This window comes from Guptibacillus spartinae (assembly GCF_028610625.1).
GTDB classification, from domain to species: Bacteria; Bacillota; Bacilli; order Bacillales; family Guptibacillaceae; genus Guptibacillus; species Guptibacillus spartinae.
Window position 1 is genome coordinate 1 of sequence record NZ_JAQQWU010000012.1, and the last position, 18,611, is coordinate 18,611.

Sequence of the window (18,611 nt, forward strand, 5' to 3'; positions counted from 1 at the left end):
AGCTCCGAGATTCCGGAAAACTTGATTCCGAGATATTATAATCCTGTGATAATTAGGTATTATGGCTTTTCCCTAATCTTACCCCATTAACAACAACACCAATTGACCCTGTAATAATAAATACATAGGTAATGAACAAAGGTGTTGAGGATAGCGTTTCAGTAAATAATCTAAACAAACCAACCGCAAAAATAAGAAAACTACCTATTAGTGCAACAACTATTCTATTCGTCATTTTCACTCCTCCTAAATAAGTTATCTTCCCTTTCAAAAATTTAATGCTTTAAATGGAAATTCAAGATTCTATTTAGCAATCACCAACACATATGTAATACCAATTATTTCAAATTAGTGCAAACAACTCAATCTTTTCTTTCATACTAAAAGAAGCTTATCTTATTACAGATAAGCTCCGAGATTGTTGAATAGCTATAATCAATCAATTAAACTGAAATTCGTATATACGTAGTAACCCTTTACTGCGACCTCACCGTTCCGTTTTTTTCCATTATAGTACATTAATTCTAAAGTATCTTCGCCACCTTTTAAAACAAGCATATAACTTGAACCGATGGCATCCCATGTGTCAGTTCTCTTAGAAGTGTTTATTTTGTCTATTATTTCTCCAACTCGGTTCTGATTGTTCGTTTCATACAATGTCTCACCCGAGTCATTGTTAACCACTTTAGCTTCAGTATAATGCTTTGTAATTAGTGGATCCTTGCTACAAGAGGCTAGTATGATAGTAATAATGAGAAGTAAAGGAGTAAAACTCTTCATTAGGTCAGCCCCTTTCTATACGACGTTTATGTATTTTCAAAGCCACTTGCACCAGAATCCTGCCGTCATTTATGCCTCGCTTACTCCCCCAAACGCTCCGAGATTGATGAACAATGAGATTGGCTTTCTTAAACAAAAATAGAATACTTAATCGGGTCGTTAAATCCTAATTTTTCTGCTAAATTTATTGATGAGTTATTTGCAACATCACAGTCCCAACTTGGCCTAATATTATTTTCAAGGCTGTGTCTTATAAACGTATTTGCAAGTATTTTCGCTAAGCCCTTACCTCTGTAATTGTCGCTAGTAACTATATCAATTTCAGCAAGTTCATCAGAACAAAAGATTGCAGAGCATTCACTTACTACTTTTTCATTATGTAAAATACAATATCCGAATCCTTTATCTATAAAATTAGATACAGAACCCCAATATTCTTCGTAATATTTTTTATTGAACTCATAACTATCCTCTATTAGTGCAGGTGTTATTCTATTTATGTAATAGTCTTTAGGAAGTTTAGAAAAACCTGATAGTTCATTTCCTTCTCCAAATTTATAGCTATACCGTCTTAATTGTTTGATTTCATTGTTAAGTAGGCGATTAATTATAGAATTCCATTTTTCAGAGGAACTAAATAAAGTGAATCTTAGGTTGTCACTTTTCTTCTCTCGATATAAGTTAATAAGCTCCTGGTTGAAACCTTCATTTTTTTCACTTCCACATACAAAATATATTCCATTCTGTGTTTCTATTAGTATTGTGTTGGATAAGGTAGAATCTGTATAAACTTCGCCCTTAATATAGCCATCCAATACTGAATAGGCAAACGTTGGAACATTTATTTTTTCACTTTTTATAATCTCTTTAATTTCCAGATAGAAAGTCTGCTTAATTTTTTCCATTAGAATACACCTTTCTACTTTAGTAATTTGTGTGGTAATTTCATAAGCAATTCAGGTGATATGATTCGATTAAACTACTACTAATCAATTCCAATTATTTCAAAACAAAATCACTTACTCAACCTCTTTTTGAAAAAAAGACGTAATTCCTTAGTGCGGAATTACGTCTGATTAATGAGTATCGTTCTTGAACATTACACTGCTTTGATATTACAGAATCGCTCCGAGTTTGTGGAAGACTAGATTTCAAGACAAACTCCTACACTTTATGACTTTTAAAACTTTGGAATGCTTTCACAGCCTCGTTATTAGGATCTTTGCTTAAAATGATTGCACATACTTCTTTCAGTTCTTGATTTGAAATTAGTTTATTGGGAATTGAACCAAAGAATAATAACATCTCTCTATAAGCTAGATAATTAGGAGAAAGTTCTATTGCCCTTCTTGTATGGAATAATCCTGATTTGTATGCGCCTTTATAGTCTTTAAAAACATGACACATGAGGTTACAAGCTATACGATGTAACCTACTATCTTCTTCACTGCTTAGAAGGTAATAAATGAATGTATAAACACTAATATCTTTTTCTTCAAATGCTATTACCATTATTTCATTTGCAAATTCATCCATATCCATTTCGTGTTTAATAACACTAGCTTCTTCAAAATCACCATTTGAAATAAGCTTGGACAAGTTAGATTTTTTCAAAATAAGCAAGCCCCCTTTCCTAATAAACCTACGAAATCCATCCAATTTAGTTTCATACAAGCGAATGTTTTGAAACTGAGTCTTCAACAATCTTTTCCCCATTCTTTATTAAAAAAAATGCGACTATTCTTAATGAATAATCGCTCCGATAATCTTAAAGACTTGAAATCAAGATAAATAATAAAATTATTTTACTTTCTACCGAGCTTTACAGATACATTTACAGTCTCTCTTAACTCACCAGTGGTAGAAAACTCCGATAATGACTCTTTGACCTCTTTTTCAAACTCCTTAATTTTATTGCCCAGAAACCGTCTTGCCCCATATGAAGTGGAGTATAAGTTTCCTAGAATTGACTCAACTGTCCAATTGATCTCATACGTAGGTAAAGTATATACTTCAACTTCAAATTTTGAATTTGATATAACTTCTTCGTGGCTAATAATTGGATGAGTATAGGTGGATTTACCTGCTCTCCGTTCTTTCCCATACCATTTTTCTATGAGTTCATTCAGTTTTACTTGCCAAGGTTCTAGCGATTTATCTGGATCATAATCATCAATGATAGCCACTCCACCACCGTAGGGAATTAAGTCGTATAACTCCTCCAAAACCCTGGGTCTGTCCATCCAATGAAAAGCCTTTGCTATTGTCACAATAGTGAATTGGTCATTATGTAATTCTTTATATTGTTCTAGCGTTCCATTAAACCACTGAATCTGCCCTACCCTCCACTCTTGGTGAAGACGTTTTGCCTCATTAATCATTTCTGGTTCTATATCTATACCTACTATTTTATTACACCAATCCGAGAACCTTACTGTGAGTTGACCTGTACCACTACCTAGATCAAGGAGGTTTTGCTCCCCATTAAGCGAAAAATGCTCCACCAAAAACCTTATTAGAGATGCTGGATACATTGGTCTGTATCTTGAATAAAAACTTGCTGCATCCTTAAACAAATCTGTTCCATACTTCTCCAATTAATTACCCTCCCGTAAGAATCTTATATTCATACACTATTTTTTTCTCCTATTGTTCGAGAATAGCTCCGAGATTCCGGAAAACTTGATTCCGAGATATTATAATCCTGTGATAATTAGGTATTATGGCTTTTCCCTAATCTTACCCCATTAACAACAACACCAATTGACCCTGTAATAATAAATACATAGGTAATGAACAAAGGTGTTGAGGATAGCGTTTCAGTAAATAATCTAAACAAACCAACCGCAAAAATAAGAAAACTACCTATTAGTGCAACAACTATTCTATTCGTCATTTTCACTCCTCCTAAATAAGTTATCTTCCCTTTCAAAAATTTAATGCTTTAAATGGAAATTCAAGATTCTATTTAGCAATCACCAACACATATGTAATACCAATTATTTCAAATTAGTGCAAACAACTCAATCTTTTCTTTCATACTAAAAGAAGCTTATCTTATTACAGATAAGCTCCGAGTTAATGCAAGACTTGAAATCTAATCTATCAACGGAAGGTCAATAACTACGTCAAGATAAAAACTAAGCATTTTCTTTTATTTCTTTTAATAGTTCAATTGAACTCATTTACCTTTCAGAGGGTAATTTCCAGCATCTCCTTCAATGATTGATAATCGCGTAGTTAAAAAAGCGATTCCCTAGATTAAAGAATCGCCCTGTTTCTGTAAGATTTAATTTTAAGATATTATTAAAAACTGCCCAATAATTCTTAACGAGTTTATCTAAGTGATCACTTTCGATAAGCTTGTAAAAATGCCGAAGTCAAAAATGTACATGCTCCCCATAAAATCCAAGCAGCTCCCAAGCCTACAACTTTCCATTCTGTTCCATAAATAGGGGTTAACCAAGTAATACATATTCCATCACAGAAAGTTGCAACTGCTAATCCGAATGCGGTGGCAGGAACATATTGTTTAGGAACTAACTTACACATGAATATAATTAATTTTACACCATACCAAGCAAAAAGCATTCCTAAGACGAAAGCCCCAATACCTGCTAAACCACCAAATAGTCCTATTCTTCCACCAAGTTGAACAGTCATTGCCCCTAAAAACCAAAATACTAACCCTATAATAGTTATTATAAAGGTTTGTCTTCTAGAAAAGGGGAACTTTTCTTTTGTTTCTACTTGACTCGTTGCAATGATAAGCACCACCTATCCAATTTTATGTAGTACATGCTACATAAATAAATGTAGCATGTACTACACTTTTGTACAAGAGGTCTTTTTTTATGAAAAAAGGAGAAAAGAAGAAGCAATAATTGATTAAAATCACGAAAAACTTTGTACTTTAAAACGACTTGGATAAAGCTCGCTTACGTAATCTTTCAGAAGCATCTGGTACATGTAATCGTTTGCTACTGCATCACTTTATAAACAAAGAATACTTAATGACAAACTTAATCCATATGTTAAAGTCTCAACAATCTGGACCACTTCCACTAAAGTCTTTGGTTCCTTTTGGTTCCTCCTTTAAGTAAGATAAAAAAAAGCCCTAAGTGAAACTCTATTTACGTCTTTGGTTGAAACTCATGGTACAAAAAAAGAGGAACCTTATTATTCGATATTGAGCGCATTAGAGCAATAAAAGTATAGATAGGAACTAACTGTACGTATTCATTAGATGTATTAGGGACAAGTTTTATTATGGTTTTTATTTAAACTGATGTCTCGAAACTGAGTCTTCCACAATCCTGCCCGATTGTTGAATATTAATCATTTCAAATATTTGTATTTCCCACAAGACTTTTCTTCTCAATAGCAAGATCAAATTTGTTCATTAACAGTACACACCTAACTATAAAGCTGGTCGTTTTTGTCAATAATGATGAAGACAAATTGCTTTTAAAATTGAGGTGTGCATATTGAAAGGATCAATCAAAAAAAGAGGGAAAACCTATTCTGTTCGCTATGATGCAGGTATACATCCTGAAACAGGGAAACGAAATCAAAAATCTAAAGGTGGATTTCAAAACCGAAAGGATGCTGAGCGATTTCTGACTGAGAAACTTTTTGAGCTAAACAGTGACAACTTTTTCCTGCCCCAAAAGGAATATTTCAAACCATTTTTACTGGACTGGTTTGAAACCAAGTATAAGAAGAATGTATCGATCCGTACCTGGGAAGGACGCGAATACATGCTTCATAAGCATTTGATTCCCAAATTTGCACACTACAAACTTCAAGATATCACGACATACGAATTGGATGCATTCTATGCAAATAAAGTGGAATCTGGCCTATCTCCTAAAACAGTGAAGGACTTACATAACTTAATGAATTTATGCCTTTCTCAGGCCGTTAAATGGGGTTATTTAAAATATAATCCTGCAAGAGATGCTTCGCCGCCTCGGTTGGTCGAGAAGGAAATTCAAACTTGGGATTATGACACAGCAAGATTGTTTTTACACGTGGCGAAAAAAGAAGGAAAAGATGCGTTTTATACCGTGGCTGTATTTACAGGAATGCGAAGAGGTGAATTATTGGGATTGAAATGGGCAGATGTGAACTTCAAACAAAAGAAATTATATATTCAACGCTCTCTTTCCTACACTAAATCAGAAGGTTATCTATTGAAGAACACAAAAACCTCTAAATCTAAACGCCAGATCTCCATTTCAACACAAATCGTCGAAGCATTAATAGAACATCGAAAAAAACAAAACGAACTAAAAGAAATGTTGCGGGAAGGATACGAAGACCTTGACCTGGTCTTCCCTAATCAATTTGGTGGGTTTAAAAACCCGGACAATCTTCGACGAGAATTCAATGGTTTAGTCCAAAAAGCGAAGGTTCACCGAATTACCATTCACGGTTTACGCCACACACACGCGACCTGGTTGTTGAAAAACGGCATAAACCCTAAAGTGGTGTCGGAACGTTTAGGTCATAATGACGTAAGTATTACGTTGAAGACTTACTCCCACGTCTCATCTGATCTCCAAGAGGAAGCAGCCGATAAATTGGAGGAGTCGTATAACGAGTGGACATCTAAGTAAATCTGTATGCCCAATTCGTGAACATTCGTGAACAACTTTTCATTAACCCCAAAAAGCGAAAAATGGACAAAAGAAAAAACCCTTGCTAGGCAAGGGTTTGCATCGATGGAGCATAGCGGGCTCGAACCGCTGACCTCTACACTGCCAGTGTAGCGCTCTCCCAGCTGAGCTAATGCCCCGTATAATGACAGCGATTTCCTGTCGACAAGATTTATTTTATCATAGCTTTTATTGTGAGGGCAACTTCTTTTTTTCTAACAGTTAAAGGTAGACTAATTTTAATATACTTACTGTGTTTGCACGTTACATATTCGGCAGGATTCATCGACGTTCCCCTCCCCTCCTCCAAAGGCGCCATTTCAACCTTCAAGTGCCCACAAGTTAAGCGATTCTCTTCGATTGTTGGTCCCATTTGAACTGACTAGTTTCATTATAAGCGTGCTCCTCTCCCACATGCCTGCCTATTTTTTTAGCACTCCAGTTGAGGAATCCCATGGCAAGTGATCCATTAGTATAAAAAAAATTTGATTCGACCACAATGTAAAAAAAAGTGTCAGGAGAATGTCCTATGAGAAGGAAGCGCTCGAAACAAGCCTCCCCTCCTTATCATACAGACGACAGCTTGGTCATTTCTAAAGATGTGGAACAGAACATTAACCAAATCAAACAGTCCCTCGGAGATCCGTTTGATTTAATCAGTAAAATCTATTCATTCAATCATACTGCTTTCGCTTTATGTTATATTGACGGACTGATCCGTACGGAAGACATTGAACTGAACGTCATCCCTCCGCTGATGAACTGGTTCAAAGAAAATGACTCTCGAAATCATAGCATCAAAGATTTCCAACAACACATTCAAATCCCCAAAAATATGAAAGTAACGACTGATTATTCAGAGCTTCTGGCTGCCCTTCTAAGGGGTAACATCATTTTGCTTGTTCAAAAGGGAACAGAAGGCTATTTGATTTCTGATCAGTACTGGCAAACAAGAGCCATTGAAGAACCAAGTTCCCAAACGATGGTCAGAGGTCCAAGAGAAGGGTTTGTCGAAACGCTTTCTATTAATTCAACGTTGATACGACGAAGAATCTCCAATCCGAAATTAAGATTTAAAAGTTTCATCGTTGGAAAAGTCACGCAAACTTCTGTCATCGTAACTTATATCGAAGGATTAGTGAATGAAGAAGCGCTGAAGATCGCCTGTCAGCGTATAAACGACTGTAAAGCACGAGAAGTATTCGAAACGGGCATGCTTGAAGAAATGATTGAAGATAAAGGGTATACACCTTTCCCTACCCTAATCGATACAGAAAGACCGGATGTTGTGTCTTCTGCTCTTGTAGAAGGTAAGTTAGCCATTATGATGGAAGGCACTCCTTTTGCTTTAATCGGACCTGCTACTCTTAATTCCTATTTTCAGACGGCAGAAGACTATTACAACCGATTTGATTTATCGACTTTTCTACGTCTCATCCGTTTGATCGCTTTTTGGATCGCCTTTGCTTTACCCGCGTCATTTGTTGCCCTAACGACCTTCCATCAAGAGTTGATTCCAACCGATCTGTTAATCAGCTTAGCTGCACAGAGAGAGGGGCTGCCTTTTCCAGCACTAGTGGAAGCACTGATCATGGAAACTGTTTTTGAAATTCTTAGAGAAGCCGGGTTACGCATGCCAAGACCAATCGGACCTGCTGTATCGATCGTTGGCGCCATCGTCATCGGGGACGCTGCGGTTTCTGCGGGACTTGTTTCACCCGCTATCGTTATTGTTGTCTCTCTTACAGCGATATCAAGTTTCGCCAACCCTTATTATTCTATTGCTGGTTCAGTCCGTATGCTCCGTTTTATATTGATGATATTCGCAGCTTCTGCAGGTATTTTCGGGGTGTTCATTTTTACGATGATCATCTGCATCCATCTCGTTTCATTAAAGTCACTGGGACAACCTTATATGGCCCCATTCGCTCCTTTTTCTTTAAAAAAGCAGAAGGATACGCTATTACGGTTTCCATTGTGGTGGAGTAAACGGAAAAATAGAAGGAACGGGGAGATTTTAAAATGAAGTTTTATTCCGCCCTCTTATTAGCAATTCTTGTTATCTTGGGAGGATGCAGCCGGCAGGAAGAACTGAATGAGCTGCTGATTCTAACAGGGATTGGCGTAGATCTAGGAGAAAACGATACAGTAAAAGTTACGTTTCAAGCAGTAAATCCTCAGGCTCAGGCGGGAGGTGAAGCCGGGGGAGGAAGTGCCAGTCAAGCCCAAAGCTATACCTTTGAAAGCGAGGGTGAAGATATGATTGAGGCCGTATTTAAGGCGAGAAACTTTTTATCTAGGAAGTTGTTTTTTGCCCATATTTCTTCCCTTCTCATTAGTGAAGAATTTGCCAGAGAACGTGGAATCAAGGAAATTTCCGATTTTGTTGAACGTCATTATGATATCAGGGATAATTACTTACTCTTTATTACGAAAGATGAAACTGCATCTACTATACTGAAAACATTTACACCGCTTGATAACTCGTCCACTAAAAACATCGAAAACCTGACAAAAGTAAGGGGAGGAACACTCGGCATCAAGAACGGCACAAAACTAGAGGACTTCATCCGTGCACGGTACGGGGAAGACCGAGATCCGGTGGTAATGGGTGTCGAAAAAGTAGATAAACAAGCAAGCTCGACTAAAACAGAATCCTTGAATGACATCGAAGGGAATAAAGGTGCTTTACGATTAACCGGATTAGCATTGTTCGATAAAGATTATTTAGTAAACTGGCTCTCTTACAAAGATTCGAATGCTCTGATCATGATTACCAAGAAGTTAGATGATGTTATATCCTATACTGTGAAATGCCCTGATGATCAAGGAACAATTGGTTTCTTACTCAAAGAAATAGAAATAAAAGCAGAACCGAAGATCGTTAATGAACAATTAAATTACTCCGTTCAGTTAAAGGGAAATATTAATTTACAAGGGCTTTCATGCAACCTCAAACTATCCACCGAGCAAGGAGTCAATGAACTGCAAACGATCATAAACGAGGACATAGAAACTGATTTACGGACCGCGCTCACAAACGCTATAGCATCTCAGTTAGATTACTTCGGGATTAAGAACCAATTATCCCGTAACCAACCCGATGAGTGGGAAAAAGTGAAAGATGACTGGAGTAATTTATATGAAAACATGTCGATTAACACAGACGTGAACATCTATCTCGAGTCTCCAGGTTCGAGAGTGAATAACAATGAAGAATAATAAACGGAAGTTAAAAGAAAAACTGATCATCACGGGTGTATGGCTTTTCTCCATCGTCTATATGTTCGGCTACCTTTATGATCTGCCAATCTTCCCTGTAACTAAGGGGTTGAAGGCAGTTTTTGAACCTATTTATTACGGCATGTTCGGAGGTCCATGATGAATATTCAACTTTCAAAACGGCAATTAATTTTGGTCATCTTTAACTTCGTTGTTTTCAGCTCTATTCTCATGGCCCCTGCCATCACTGTCGTTTCAGCCAAACAGGATGGGTGGATAGCGATGCTCATTGCCCTGATTATAGGACTGATTTTAAATATTCTTTATCTTTTTCTTTTTAAAAAGTACAATTATCCTTCATTATTCGAGCTGATGAACCGAGCAGCTGGGAAATGGGGCGGAACTGTGATGAACATCTTGATTATATTTTACGCTCTTCACCTTGCAGCTTTGGTTGTAAGAAATTTAAGTAATTTTATGGTAGCTAGTGTTGTGCCCTACTCACATCCCTGGACATACCAAATGCTCATTATCATTATTGTCATGTACTCAGCAGCTTTAGGAGTAAAAAATTTATTCCTTTTGAATGATTTATTGTTCCCCTTCGTCATTTTTCTCACGGTTTTTTCCCTTTTGTTGATGACCAAAGATTTCTCCTTGTTGGAACTAAAGCCATTCTTACACGCGGGAACTTCTTCCATTTTTCAAGGAGCCTATACCACACTCGGCTTTCCTTTTATTGAAGTATTACTAATAGGAGCTTTTTTTCAATATGTTCAGAAAAAAGAAAAGCTCATGCTTGCCTACTTGTCTGGTATCGCTGCAGGCGGCCTCGTATTGGTTATCACCGTCTTTATCATCATTGGAGGTGAGGGGACATATATAGTCGCGAGAGAAACGTTCCCCACGTATTCTGTACTAAGGGATATTGATTTTATTACTGTTTTAGAACGAGTAGAAATCCTGCTTGCCGTGGCCTGGATGATCGGGTTGTTCGTCAAAATCTGTGTGTGCTTCCTAGTCGTTATGATGGGTCTGAAACATCTATCAGGATCTAAAACGTATCGTCCCTATCTTATCCCGATCGGTATTTTGATTTGGGCAATGAGCAATCACCTTCATAAGACAGTTATGGACTTCAGTAACTTTGTTTCTACGATCTGGACGATGTACTGGTTAACTCTCTACTGTTTCATTATTTTCGTTTTTCTCATTGGTTTATTTAGAAAAAAACAGATGAGTATGAATTAAAAATGCCTGAAGGATCCCATTAGATCCTTCAGGCATTTTACGTTTATTATGAGAGTTAGACGCTTTATTCTCTACGCTTATGTCCCCGATGAGAGATGGTTGAATTCTTATGAGACAGTGGAAAGGTCACGTCACGGTTCAAATCCCATGCTCATTGAAAAGAAACGCCGTCTCCCAGCGTTTCCTCTCCTACCTTCTCTCTCGGCTCGTTAATCCCATCGCAACAAATCGTACAATTAATGACGCGATAATACTATACACGACAAGTGCAAACACCGCAGAGAATTCTACGACATAGCCACCGGCAAATTCCGTCGTTGGAAAGATATTTCGAAATGGATATAATAATGGCGCTGAAAAGTCATAGATCCACTGCACGAATGGTGCTGTCGGATTTGCGCTGAACAACTTCAGCAATATGCGAATTCCAAGAATCGCTTCGATGATGCCGAAAATCAGGCGTACGAGCGACACGAGGAATGAGGATAGTGCTCTCATGTTTCTTCACCCTTTTTGAACTGACATATCCTTTCTTTACCCTGCTTCGATTGATCACACACGTGTCGTTTTTTTCCAGTGATTGATGGGCATAATGGATGGAGAGAAAGGAGCGTTTTGTTTTGAGAATCCGTGACTTAGTTTATTATATATCGCGCTATCCACCTGTATTACAACTCGGTGCGCTCATTGTGTTGATCCTTATTGCAATGGGCTTTGTGATGCATCTGGTCGAGCCGAAGATGTTTCCAAGTGTATTTGATGGCGTGTGGTTTGCGATTGTAACGGCTTCAACCATAGGATATGGTGATACATCGCCTGCGACAATTCGAGGAAAATCCGTCGCGATGGTGTTTATCATGTTTGGCGCTGGATTTATGACGTTTTATATGGCGAAGCTCGCCTCTTCCTTTGTGATGACCCAGGGGGCACTCGGACGCGGTGAGCGTAGTTATGAGCGGGCGAATCACGTTGTGGTAGTTGGATGGAATTCACGAAGTCGACATACCATTCAAGCTCTATTATCCAACAAGCCGGAGCGTTCCATTGTCCTTGTTGACCATTCTCTTACAGAGAACCCGCTTCAAAAAGAAGGCATTCATTTTATTCGAGGTAATCCTGGTGAAGACAGCACATTGCGGAAGGCAAAGGTTAGTGATGCGCATACCGTTTTAATAACGGCTGATCAATATAAAAGTGAAATGGAAGTTGATATGCAGACGATCCTTACGCTGCTCACAGTAAAAGGGATCAATCCGTCAGTATACACAATCGTAGAGATTCTCTCACCTGAGCAAATTGTTAATGCGGAGCGAGCGGGTGCGGATGAAATTATTGAAAGCGCACACCTGCTTAGTACGGTTATGACGAACAGCGTCTTTTCACATGGAATCTCAACCACATTGCTTGAAATGCTGACGCATTTAAAGCCAAACCAACTAGGTTTTATGCGTGCAGAAGCTTTCAGTGAGGAGTCGTTTTGTGATGTGGCTCAGCAATTAAATGAAAAGGATATTTTAATGATTGGGGTAAAAAGAGGAAGCGAGCTTGTCATGAACCCCTCCCCTTCGTTTCTTATTGAGACATATGATCTCTTACTTGTGATTCACACGTAAGGCAAGAGAGCCGCGTCAAGCTCTTTTACGTAACGCTCTCCGTATTTCATCCACTTTTCATCAATTTCAGCATCTTTATCGGTTGGTTCTTGAAACTGGTTAAACGATGCGGAGATATTCCCAATATTGCCTTCAGGATCCACTCCTGCCTGGTACATATGTGAGAGCATGAACGGCTGGCCAACTTCTACGATTGCGCCATCCGCATCAAGCTCTTTTTTTACGGCTTTAATTGGGACGCGTAGGAAAAGATAGCCGTCTTCATCATCGATTTTGTAATCAAAATAGCCATGATCATATTCCCACCCTCCTCCGTAGCTATAGCCTAATTGACGGAGCTTGTCTTCCATAATACTAAGTTCAATCGTTTTTCCTTTGAGCACGGAATCCATTGGAATCATAGGTGCTGCCTCCCTGTTTACGTAGTCTACGCTTATCGTGTCCAAACAGGGGAATTTCATGATAAAAAAAGCGCAAGCGGGTAGGCGCTTGAGCAAAATTAAAAAAAGAGAGCGCCGCTGCGCTCTCTTTCGTTCGTTCTATTCGTTTGTCTTAAGGCGATCCTCAAGCTCTGCTTTTTCTTTTTCGAATCCTGGTTTACCAAGAAGCGCAAACATATTTGTTTTGTATGCTTCTACACCTGGCTGATCGAATGGATTCACGCCAAGTAGGTAACCGGAAACGGCACATGCTTTTTCAAAGAAGTAAGCAAGGTAACCGAAGTGGTAAGGCGTCATTTCAGGGATGTTCACGATCAAGTTCGGAACGTCACCATCTGTATGAGCAAGCATCGTACCTTCAAATGCTTTCTGGTTTACAAAGTCCATCGTTTCACCAGCAAGGTAGTTCAGCTTGTCTAGGTTTTTGTCGTCTTCTTCGATTGTGATTTCATGACGCGCTTTCCCTACGTTCAATACGGTTTCAAACAGGCTACGACGGCCGTCTTGAACGTATTGTCCCATGGAGTGAAGGTCAGTTGAGAAGTCGACTGATGCAGGATAAAGACCTTTATTGTCTTTTCCTTCACTTTCGCCAAAGAGCTGCTTCCACCACTCAGAGAAATAGTGTAAAGATGGCTCATAGTTCACTAGAAGCTCGATGTTCTTACCTTTGTTGTAAAGAGCATTTCGAACCGCTGCATACTGATAAGCTTCGTTTGAAGCGATGTCAGATGTGTTCAGGTCATCTTGCGCGTCTTGAGCACCTTTCATCATTTCTTCGATTGAAATTCCGCTTGCTGCGATTGGAAGAAGTCCAACAGCTGTAAGAACAGAATAACGACCACCTACGTCATCAGGAATCACGAAGCTTTCGTATCCTTCTTCGTCAGCAAGTGTTTTAAGTGCACCTTTTGACTTGTCAGTTGTAGCATAGATGCGACGACGCGCTTCTTCAACACCGTATTTCTCTTCAAGGAACTTACGGAAAATACGGAACGCGATTGCGGGCTCTGTTGTTGTACCAGATTTTGAAATCACGTTAACAGAAACGTCTTTTCCTTCAAGTACGCTGAAAAGATCCTTCACGTAAGTGGAGCTAATGTTGTTACCCACGAAGAACACTTGTGGTGTCTTGCGCTCTTCTTTTGTTAGTACATTATAGAAAGAATGGTTAAGCATTTCAATCGCTGCACGAGCGCCTAAATAAGAACCACCAATCCCAACGACAAGAAGAACATCAGAATCTGATTTGATTTTCTCAGCTGATTTCTGAATGCGTGAGAATTCTTCTTTATCATAATCATGCGGAAGCGTTAGCCAGCCAAGAAAATCATTCCCAGCTCCTGTTCCATTATGTAGCGCTTCGTGTGCAGCCTTCACTGCATCCGCCATGTATGTTACTTCATGTTCGCCAACAAACGACAATGCTTTTGAATAATCAAAACTTACTTTTGAAGTCATATCGTTAGCCTCCAATTATCATTTTTTGTTCAGTACCCACATTTTACTTTAGCCCAAGACCTAATCGAAATCAAGAACGCCGATCTATGTAAGCGATTACCTAACGAGATTTCTTTTGAAACGCATTTGCCTTTTTGTTTTTATTCCCTTCAGGTGACAAATTTCTTCGCTCGATTTTTGACCCATTCGATTGAAACCAGAGTTTCAATCGCCTTTAAGCGGAGCTTAAAGGTCGCTGTGTTCGGCAGCCCAGGTGAGCAAATTCAAGTGCGGTAACCAGGGCTGCCGAACACAGCGTAAATGGGTCAAAAATCATTCAAAGCTAAACCGCATAACAAAAAGAACCGCTCCAACCGGAACGGTCCTCATCATTTTCACTTATAGAGAAGCTTTCAAAATCGCCATTACGTCGTCGCGCTCAAGGGATTTGAAATTACCGAACGGGCCATTAGCCATCGCACGGTCAGCGATCAAATCAAGCTGGCTATCGTCAATGTCGTAATCAGCAAGACGGTTTGGAGCACCAAGGCTGCTCCAGAATGCGCTTAGCTTATCGATCCCTTCTAGGGCGATATCGCGATCTGACTTACCTTCTTCACTTACGCTAAGAACTTTGACAGCAAGACGCTTGAACTTATCAACGTCCACGTCAAGGTTGTGTTTCATCAAGTTCGGGAAGAGAATCGCTAGGCCACCAGCGTGTGGAATATCATACACAGCAGATACCGCGTGCTCGATATTATGAGAAGCCCAGTCACCGCGAACACCCATCTGTAGGGATTGGTTAAGCGCTACTGTACCACTCAACATGATTGTTGCACGGTGGTCGTAGTTCTGCATATCTTCAATCAATTTTGGAGCAGTATTCATCACTGTTTCAAGCACAGAGAACTGCATGTTTTCTTGAAGCTCTGTATTTGATTCAGGGTGAAGATACTGTTCAAGTACGTGAGACATCATGTCCACCATGCCGTAAACTGTATGGTTTTTTGGCACTGTGTACGTGTTCTCAGGATCTAGAATAGAGAATGTTGGGAAGACAAGTGGATGTCCCCAGCCGTATTTCTCTTGTGTATCCCAGTTCGTAATAACAGAACCAGCGTTCATTTCTGAACCAGTGGCAGCGAGCGTTAGAACTGTACCGAATGGAAGAGCTGCTTCGGGAGCTGCTTTCTTCGTTACAAAGTCCCAAACGTCTCCATCATATTTAGCTCCAGCAGAAATTGCTTTAGTGCAGTCAATGACACTTCCGCCACCAACTGCTAGGATGAAATCAATATCATTTTCTTTACAAATGTCGACACCTTTATGAACAGTTGTGAGGCGTGGGTTTGGTTCAACGCCGCTAAGTTCAAATACTTCAGCACCGATTTCGTTTAATGTGTTCATTACGCTATCGTAAACACCGTTTTTCTTAATGCTTCCTCCGCCATAAACAACGAGGACTTTTTTTCCGTATTTTGGAACTTCCGTTTTGAGCGCTTCAAGCTGCCCTTTACCGAAGATCAATTTTGTTGGATTTTGGTAAGTAAAATTATTCAATGGTATGTCCTCCTTTATTTCAAATCAGGTTTATTATGCCTCATACCATATTAAAAATAAAGCAATCTGCTTAAAGGAAGGATGTGGTGATTCAATGTATAATCTGACGGCATTTATCTCATCTTATAAATGAATCATTATGTTTTCTAATAAAGGAGGGTGTCTTTTGAGCACACTACAACGAGTCGCACTTGCATTAGTTATCATTGGAGCGATCAATTGGGGACTCATTGGATTTTTCCAATTTGACCTTGTAGCGGCGATTTTCGGAGGGCAAAATGCAGCACTAGCTCGAATCGTTTATGGCCTAGTCGGGTTAAGTGGACTATATTGCCTAACATTACTTTTCAAGCCGACAGAAGAGCTTTCACACGATCCAGATCGCGCAACAACATAGAATGAAACGTTACTCAATCTTTCTAGACAAAAAAAAGGCAGCCCTATGGCTGCCTTCTTTCGTTACTTACTTCTTAAGGCGCTTGTTCAATTGAGCTTGACGGTCGTTAGACTCTTTCAACCAGTCTTTAAGCTTATCTTCAAGCGTGTTGAAGCCTTGTGGAGAAGAAGTTTGTTGTGGTTTCTTGTTTCCGCCGCTTGGTGCTGCTGGGCGAGGCTTTCTTTCCGGACGCTCAGGTTTAGGCTGAGTCGCACGGATTGAAAGAGAGATTTTACCGGAACCTTCTTCAATGTTAAGGATTTTGACCTTAACTTCGTCTCCTACAGTAAGTTGATCTTCGATATTTTTTACGTACCCGTGAGAAATTTCAGAGATGTGAACTAGACCTTGCTTTTGGTCGTCAATTGCAACGAAAGCGCCAAAAGGCTTAATTCCAGTTACCTTCCCTTCTACGATATCACCGACGTTATATTGCTCTGCCATGAAAACACTCCTAACAAATTTTTTCAACTTAACTAGTATAACATAGATGTCGAATCTAGACAAAACATCATACTGGCCTTTTCTAAGAATTCTACCCTTCTATTGAAGGAATAGCAAGACATGAAACTATTATAAACCATATATTTTCAAATTAAAATGAAGAGAGTTATTAACCGGCACATCAGTAGTACCAACACTTTTAGCAGGTGGTAAATAAATACATGAATATTTGATATTGACTGAATTCTTTCCGCTCGCTATAGTGATAAAATGCCATTCAATTGGACTTACTATATTGTATGAGGTGACAAGATGAAATCAAATGATCAATGGTCGTCAAGATTCGGGTTTATTCTGGCTTCAGCTGGGTCAGCCATCGGGCTTGGTGCACTATGGAAATTTCCATATATGGCAGGAACAAACGGTGGGGCAGCGTTTTTCCTCGTTTTTCTTCTTTTCACCGTTTTAGTTGGTGCGCCGATGCTGCTAGCTGAATTTGTTGTCGGTCGACATTCTCAGCAAAATGCGGTTTCTTCCTATAAAACCATTTCAGGCAAAGATCAGTGGAAATGGCTTGGTTACCTTGGCGTAATCGCTTCCTTTATCATTCTTTCCTTCTATAGTGTTATCGGAGGATGGGTCATTACGTACTTAGGCAGAAGCTTATCTGGATCGCTCACTGGCCTTCCGAATGGAAGTTATGAAAAGCTATTTGGCGAAATTATCGGTAGTCCTTTAACAGCGCTTCTGACACAGGGACTTTTCTTAGCGATCACGGTAGCTATCGTGCAGTTCGGAATTAAAAAAGGGATTGAGACAGCAAGTCGCTATATGATGCCAGCACTTTTTATTCTTTTTCTTGTGCTTGTTGTTCGCTCGCTTTCACTTGATGGCGCGATGGAAGGTGTTGCCTTCTTCCTCCAACCTGACTTTTCGATGCTATCGGCTGAAGGTGTGTTAGATGCCCTTGGCCAATCGTTCTTTGCGCTTAGTGTCGGAATTTCATTGATGGTCACGTACAGCTCTTATCTAGACAAAAAAGCGGACCTCACCGGCTCAGTTGTTTCAGTCGTTGGTTTAAACGTGCTTATTTCGTTTCTAGCTGGTCTTGCGATCTTCCCTGCTGTCTTTGCTTTTGGCTTTGAGCCAACAGAAGGTCCAGGACTAATCTTCACCGTTCTTCCTGCCGTGTTTAATCAAATGGCGTTTGGTGGATTGTTCTTTACCGTTTTCCTAGCGCTTTTGCTATTTGCAACGTTAACCTCTGCTTTCTCTTTAATGGAAATCATCGTTTCGACAGTGACGCGCGGTGAAGGTAAGCGTAAGCAAGTTTCTTGGATTGCAGGCTTATGTGTATTTCTACTCGGAATCCCTTCTGCCCTGTCATTTGGCGTTCTTGGAGATGTATCCATATTTGGTAGGGGAATCTTCGATATGATGGACTTTCTGGCAAGTAACTTATTAATGCCAATTGGTGCTCTCCTCATTTCCGTCTTTGTGTCTCGGAAAATGAAGCGAGCCATCTTAGCAGATGAAGTAATGATGTCTTCAAAAATAGGACGCGTGATCTTCCCAATTTGGTATGGTCTCATACGTTATTTTGTTCCAGCAGCCATTACAATCGTACTCATTACATCCCTATTCTCATATTAATTTTAAAAAGATGTATATTTTTCATATGATCTGGGAATAACAGGAGTAGTAAGCTATCTATATTCCCCCTTTTGATAGACGAGGCAGATGCCTCGTCTCTTTTTTTGTC

At 39.4% G+C, this 18,611-nt stretch carries 20 protein-coding genes and 1 tRNA gene; 8 read left to right on the forward strand and 13 right to left on the reverse strand.

Annotated features, from left to right (window positions below):
* Nucleotides 1-52 precede the first annotated feature (52 nt).
* The 7 genes from PQ511_RS17645 to PQ511_RS17675 all read right to left on the reverse strand — a co-directional run bounded on the left by PQ511_RS17645 (nt 53) and on the right by PQ511_RS17675 (nt 4,554).
* Complete coding sequence (locus PQ511_RS17645) at nt 53-235, reverse strand: hypothetical protein (RefSeq protein ID WP_273853259.1); 183 nt, start codon at nt 233-235, stop codon at nt 53-55.
* A gap of 200 nt (nt 236-435) precedes the next feature.
* On the reverse strand, nt 436-780 hold the full coding sequence (locus PQ511_RS17650) for a hypothetical protein (protein WP_273853260.1): 345 nt from the start codon (nt 778-780) through the stop codon (nt 436-438).
* A gap of 128 nt (nt 781-908) precedes the next feature.
* Nucleotides 909-1,685, reverse strand: coding sequence for a GNAT family N-acetyltransferase (locus PQ511_RS17655; RefSeq protein WP_273853261.1), 777 nt, complete (start codon nt 1,683-1,685; stop codon nt 909-911).
* Nucleotides 1,686-1,944: 259 nt separating this feature from the next.
* Nucleotides 1,945-2,481, reverse strand: a complete 537-nt coding sequence (locus tag PQ511_RS17660) for a hypothetical protein (RefSeq protein WP_273853262.1) — start codon at nt 2,479-2,481, stop codon at nt 1,945-1,947.
* 104 nt (nt 2,482-2,585) lie between these two features.
* Nucleotides 2,586-3,377: a class I SAM-dependent methyltransferase gene (locus PQ511_RS17665; protein WP_273853263.1), complete on the reverse strand. Its 792-nt coding sequence runs from the start codon at nt 3,375-3,377 to the stop codon at nt 2,586-2,588.
* Nucleotides 3,378-3,493: 116 nt separating this feature from the next.
* A complete protein-coding gene (locus PQ511_RS17670) occupies nt 3,494-3,676 on the reverse strand; it encodes a hypothetical protein (RefSeq protein WP_273853259.1) in 183 nt (60 codons plus the stop codon).
* Nucleotides 3,677-4,128: 452 nt separating this feature from the next.
* Nucleotides 4,129-4,554: a hypothetical protein gene (locus PQ511_RS17675; RefSeq protein ID WP_273853264.1), complete on the reverse strand. Its 426-nt coding sequence runs from the start codon at nt 4,552-4,554 to the stop codon at nt 4,129-4,131.
* Between the two features lie 713 nt (nt 4,555-5,267).
* Between PQ511_RS17675 and PQ511_RS17680 the strand changes: the two genes are divergently transcribed.
* Nucleotides 5,268-6,401 carry a site-specific integrase gene (locus PQ511_RS17680; RefSeq protein WP_273853265.1) on the forward strand — a complete coding sequence of 378 codons (1,134 nt, stop codon included), beginning with the start codon at nt 5,268-5,270 and terminating at the stop codon, nt 6,399-6,401.
* A 106-nt stretch (nt 6,402-6,507) separates the two neighbouring features.
* Here PQ511_RS17680 and PQ511_RS17685 read toward each other — a convergent pair.
* Nucleotides 6,508-6,580, reverse strand: a tRNA-Ala gene (locus PQ511_RS17685).
* A gap of 389 nt (nt 6,581-6,969) precedes the next feature.
* Here PQ511_RS17685 and PQ511_RS17690 point away from each other — a divergent pair.
* From PQ511_RS17690 to PQ511_RS17705, 4 genes are read left to right on the forward strand one after another with little or no spacing between them, the layout of a single operon-like run.
* Nucleotides 6,970-8,466 (forward strand): spore germination protein, encoded by a 1,497-nt coding sequence (locus PQ511_RS17690; protein WP_273853266.1) that lies wholly within the window; start codon nt 6,970-6,972, stop codon nt 8,464-8,466.
* Nucleotides 8,463-9,662, forward strand: a complete 1,200-nt coding sequence (locus PQ511_RS17695) for a Ger(x)C family spore germination protein (protein ID WP_273853267.1) — start codon at nt 8,463-8,465, stop codon at nt 9,660-9,662. The genes PQ511_RS17690 and PQ511_RS17695 overlap by 4 nt, the downstream gene beginning before the upstream one ends.
* Nucleotides 9,652-9,822 (forward strand): hypothetical protein, encoded by a 171-nt coding sequence (locus tag PQ511_RS17700; RefSeq protein ID WP_273853268.1) that lies wholly within the window; start codon nt 9,652-9,654, stop codon nt 9,820-9,822. The genes PQ511_RS17695 and PQ511_RS17700 overlap by 11 nt, the downstream gene beginning before the upstream one ends.
* Entirely contained in the window at nt 9,822-10,913 is a 1,092-nt protein-coding gene (locus PQ511_RS17705) for a GerAB/ArcD/ProY family transporter (RefSeq protein ID WP_273853269.1), read from the forward strand. Before PQ511_RS17700 ends, PQ511_RS17705 begins: the two co-directional genes overlap by 1 nt.
* Before the next feature lie 189 nt (nt 10,914-11,102).
* On the opposite strand, the gene PQ511_RS17710 is transcribed toward PQ511_RS17705, so the two are convergent.
* On the reverse strand, nt 11,103-11,411 hold the full coding sequence (locus PQ511_RS17710) for a YggT family protein (protein ID WP_273853270.1): 309 nt from the start codon (nt 11,409-11,411) through the stop codon (nt 11,103-11,105).
* A 122-nt stretch (nt 11,412-11,533) separates the two neighbouring features.
* Here PQ511_RS17710 and PQ511_RS17715 point away from each other — a divergent pair, with 122 nt between their 5' ends.
* Nucleotides 11,534-12,526, forward strand: coding sequence for a potassium channel family protein (locus tag PQ511_RS17715; protein ID WP_273853271.1), 993 nt, complete (start codon nt 11,534-11,536; stop codon nt 12,524-12,526).
* Here the strand turns inward: PQ511_RS17715 and PQ511_RS17720 are convergent.
* From PQ511_RS17720 to PQ511_RS17730, 3 genes are all read right to left on the reverse strand, one after another.
* Nucleotides 12,517-12,927 (reverse strand): YugN-like family protein, encoded by a 411-nt coding sequence (locus PQ511_RS17720; RefSeq protein ID WP_273853272.1) that lies wholly within the window; start codon nt 12,925-12,927, stop codon nt 12,517-12,519. The two genes, PQ511_RS17715 and PQ511_RS17720, sit on opposite strands and share 10 nt — an antisense overlap.
* Before the next feature lie 138 nt (nt 12,928-13,065).
* A complete protein-coding gene (locus PQ511_RS17725) occupies nt 13,066-14,427 on the reverse strand; it encodes a glucose-6-phosphate isomerase (protein WP_273853273.1) in 1,362 nt (453 codons plus the stop codon).
* A 378-nt stretch (nt 14,428-14,805) separates the two neighbouring features.
* A complete protein-coding gene (locus PQ511_RS17730) occupies nt 14,806-15,969 on the reverse strand; it encodes an iron-containing alcohol dehydrogenase (RefSeq protein WP_273853274.1) in 1,164 nt (387 codons plus the stop codon).
* Between the two features lie 166 nt (nt 15,970-16,135).
* On the opposite strand from PQ511_RS17730, the gene PQ511_RS17735 reads away from it, so the two are divergent.
* Nucleotides 16,136-16,366 (forward strand): DUF378 domain-containing protein, encoded by a 231-nt coding sequence (locus PQ511_RS17735; protein WP_224592553.1) that lies wholly within the window; start codon nt 16,136-16,138, stop codon nt 16,364-16,366.
* Between the two features lie 66 nt (nt 16,367-16,432).
* Here the strand turns inward: PQ511_RS17735 and yugI are convergent, their stop codons facing one another.
* Nucleotides 16,433-16,849, reverse strand: coding sequence for a S1 domain-containing post-transcriptional regulator GSP13 (gene yugI, locus PQ511_RS17740; protein ID WP_098444801.1), 417 nt, complete (start codon nt 16,847-16,849; stop codon nt 16,433-16,435).
* 312 nt (nt 16,850-17,161) lie between these two features.
* Here yugI and PQ511_RS17745 point away from each other — a divergent pair, with 312 nt between their 5' ends.
* Nucleotides 17,162-18,502, forward strand: coding sequence for a sodium-dependent transporter (locus PQ511_RS17745; protein ID WP_273853275.1), 1,341 nt, complete (start codon nt 17,162-17,164; stop codon nt 18,500-18,502).
* The last annotated feature ends 109 nt before the right edge of the window (nt 18,503-18,611 follow it).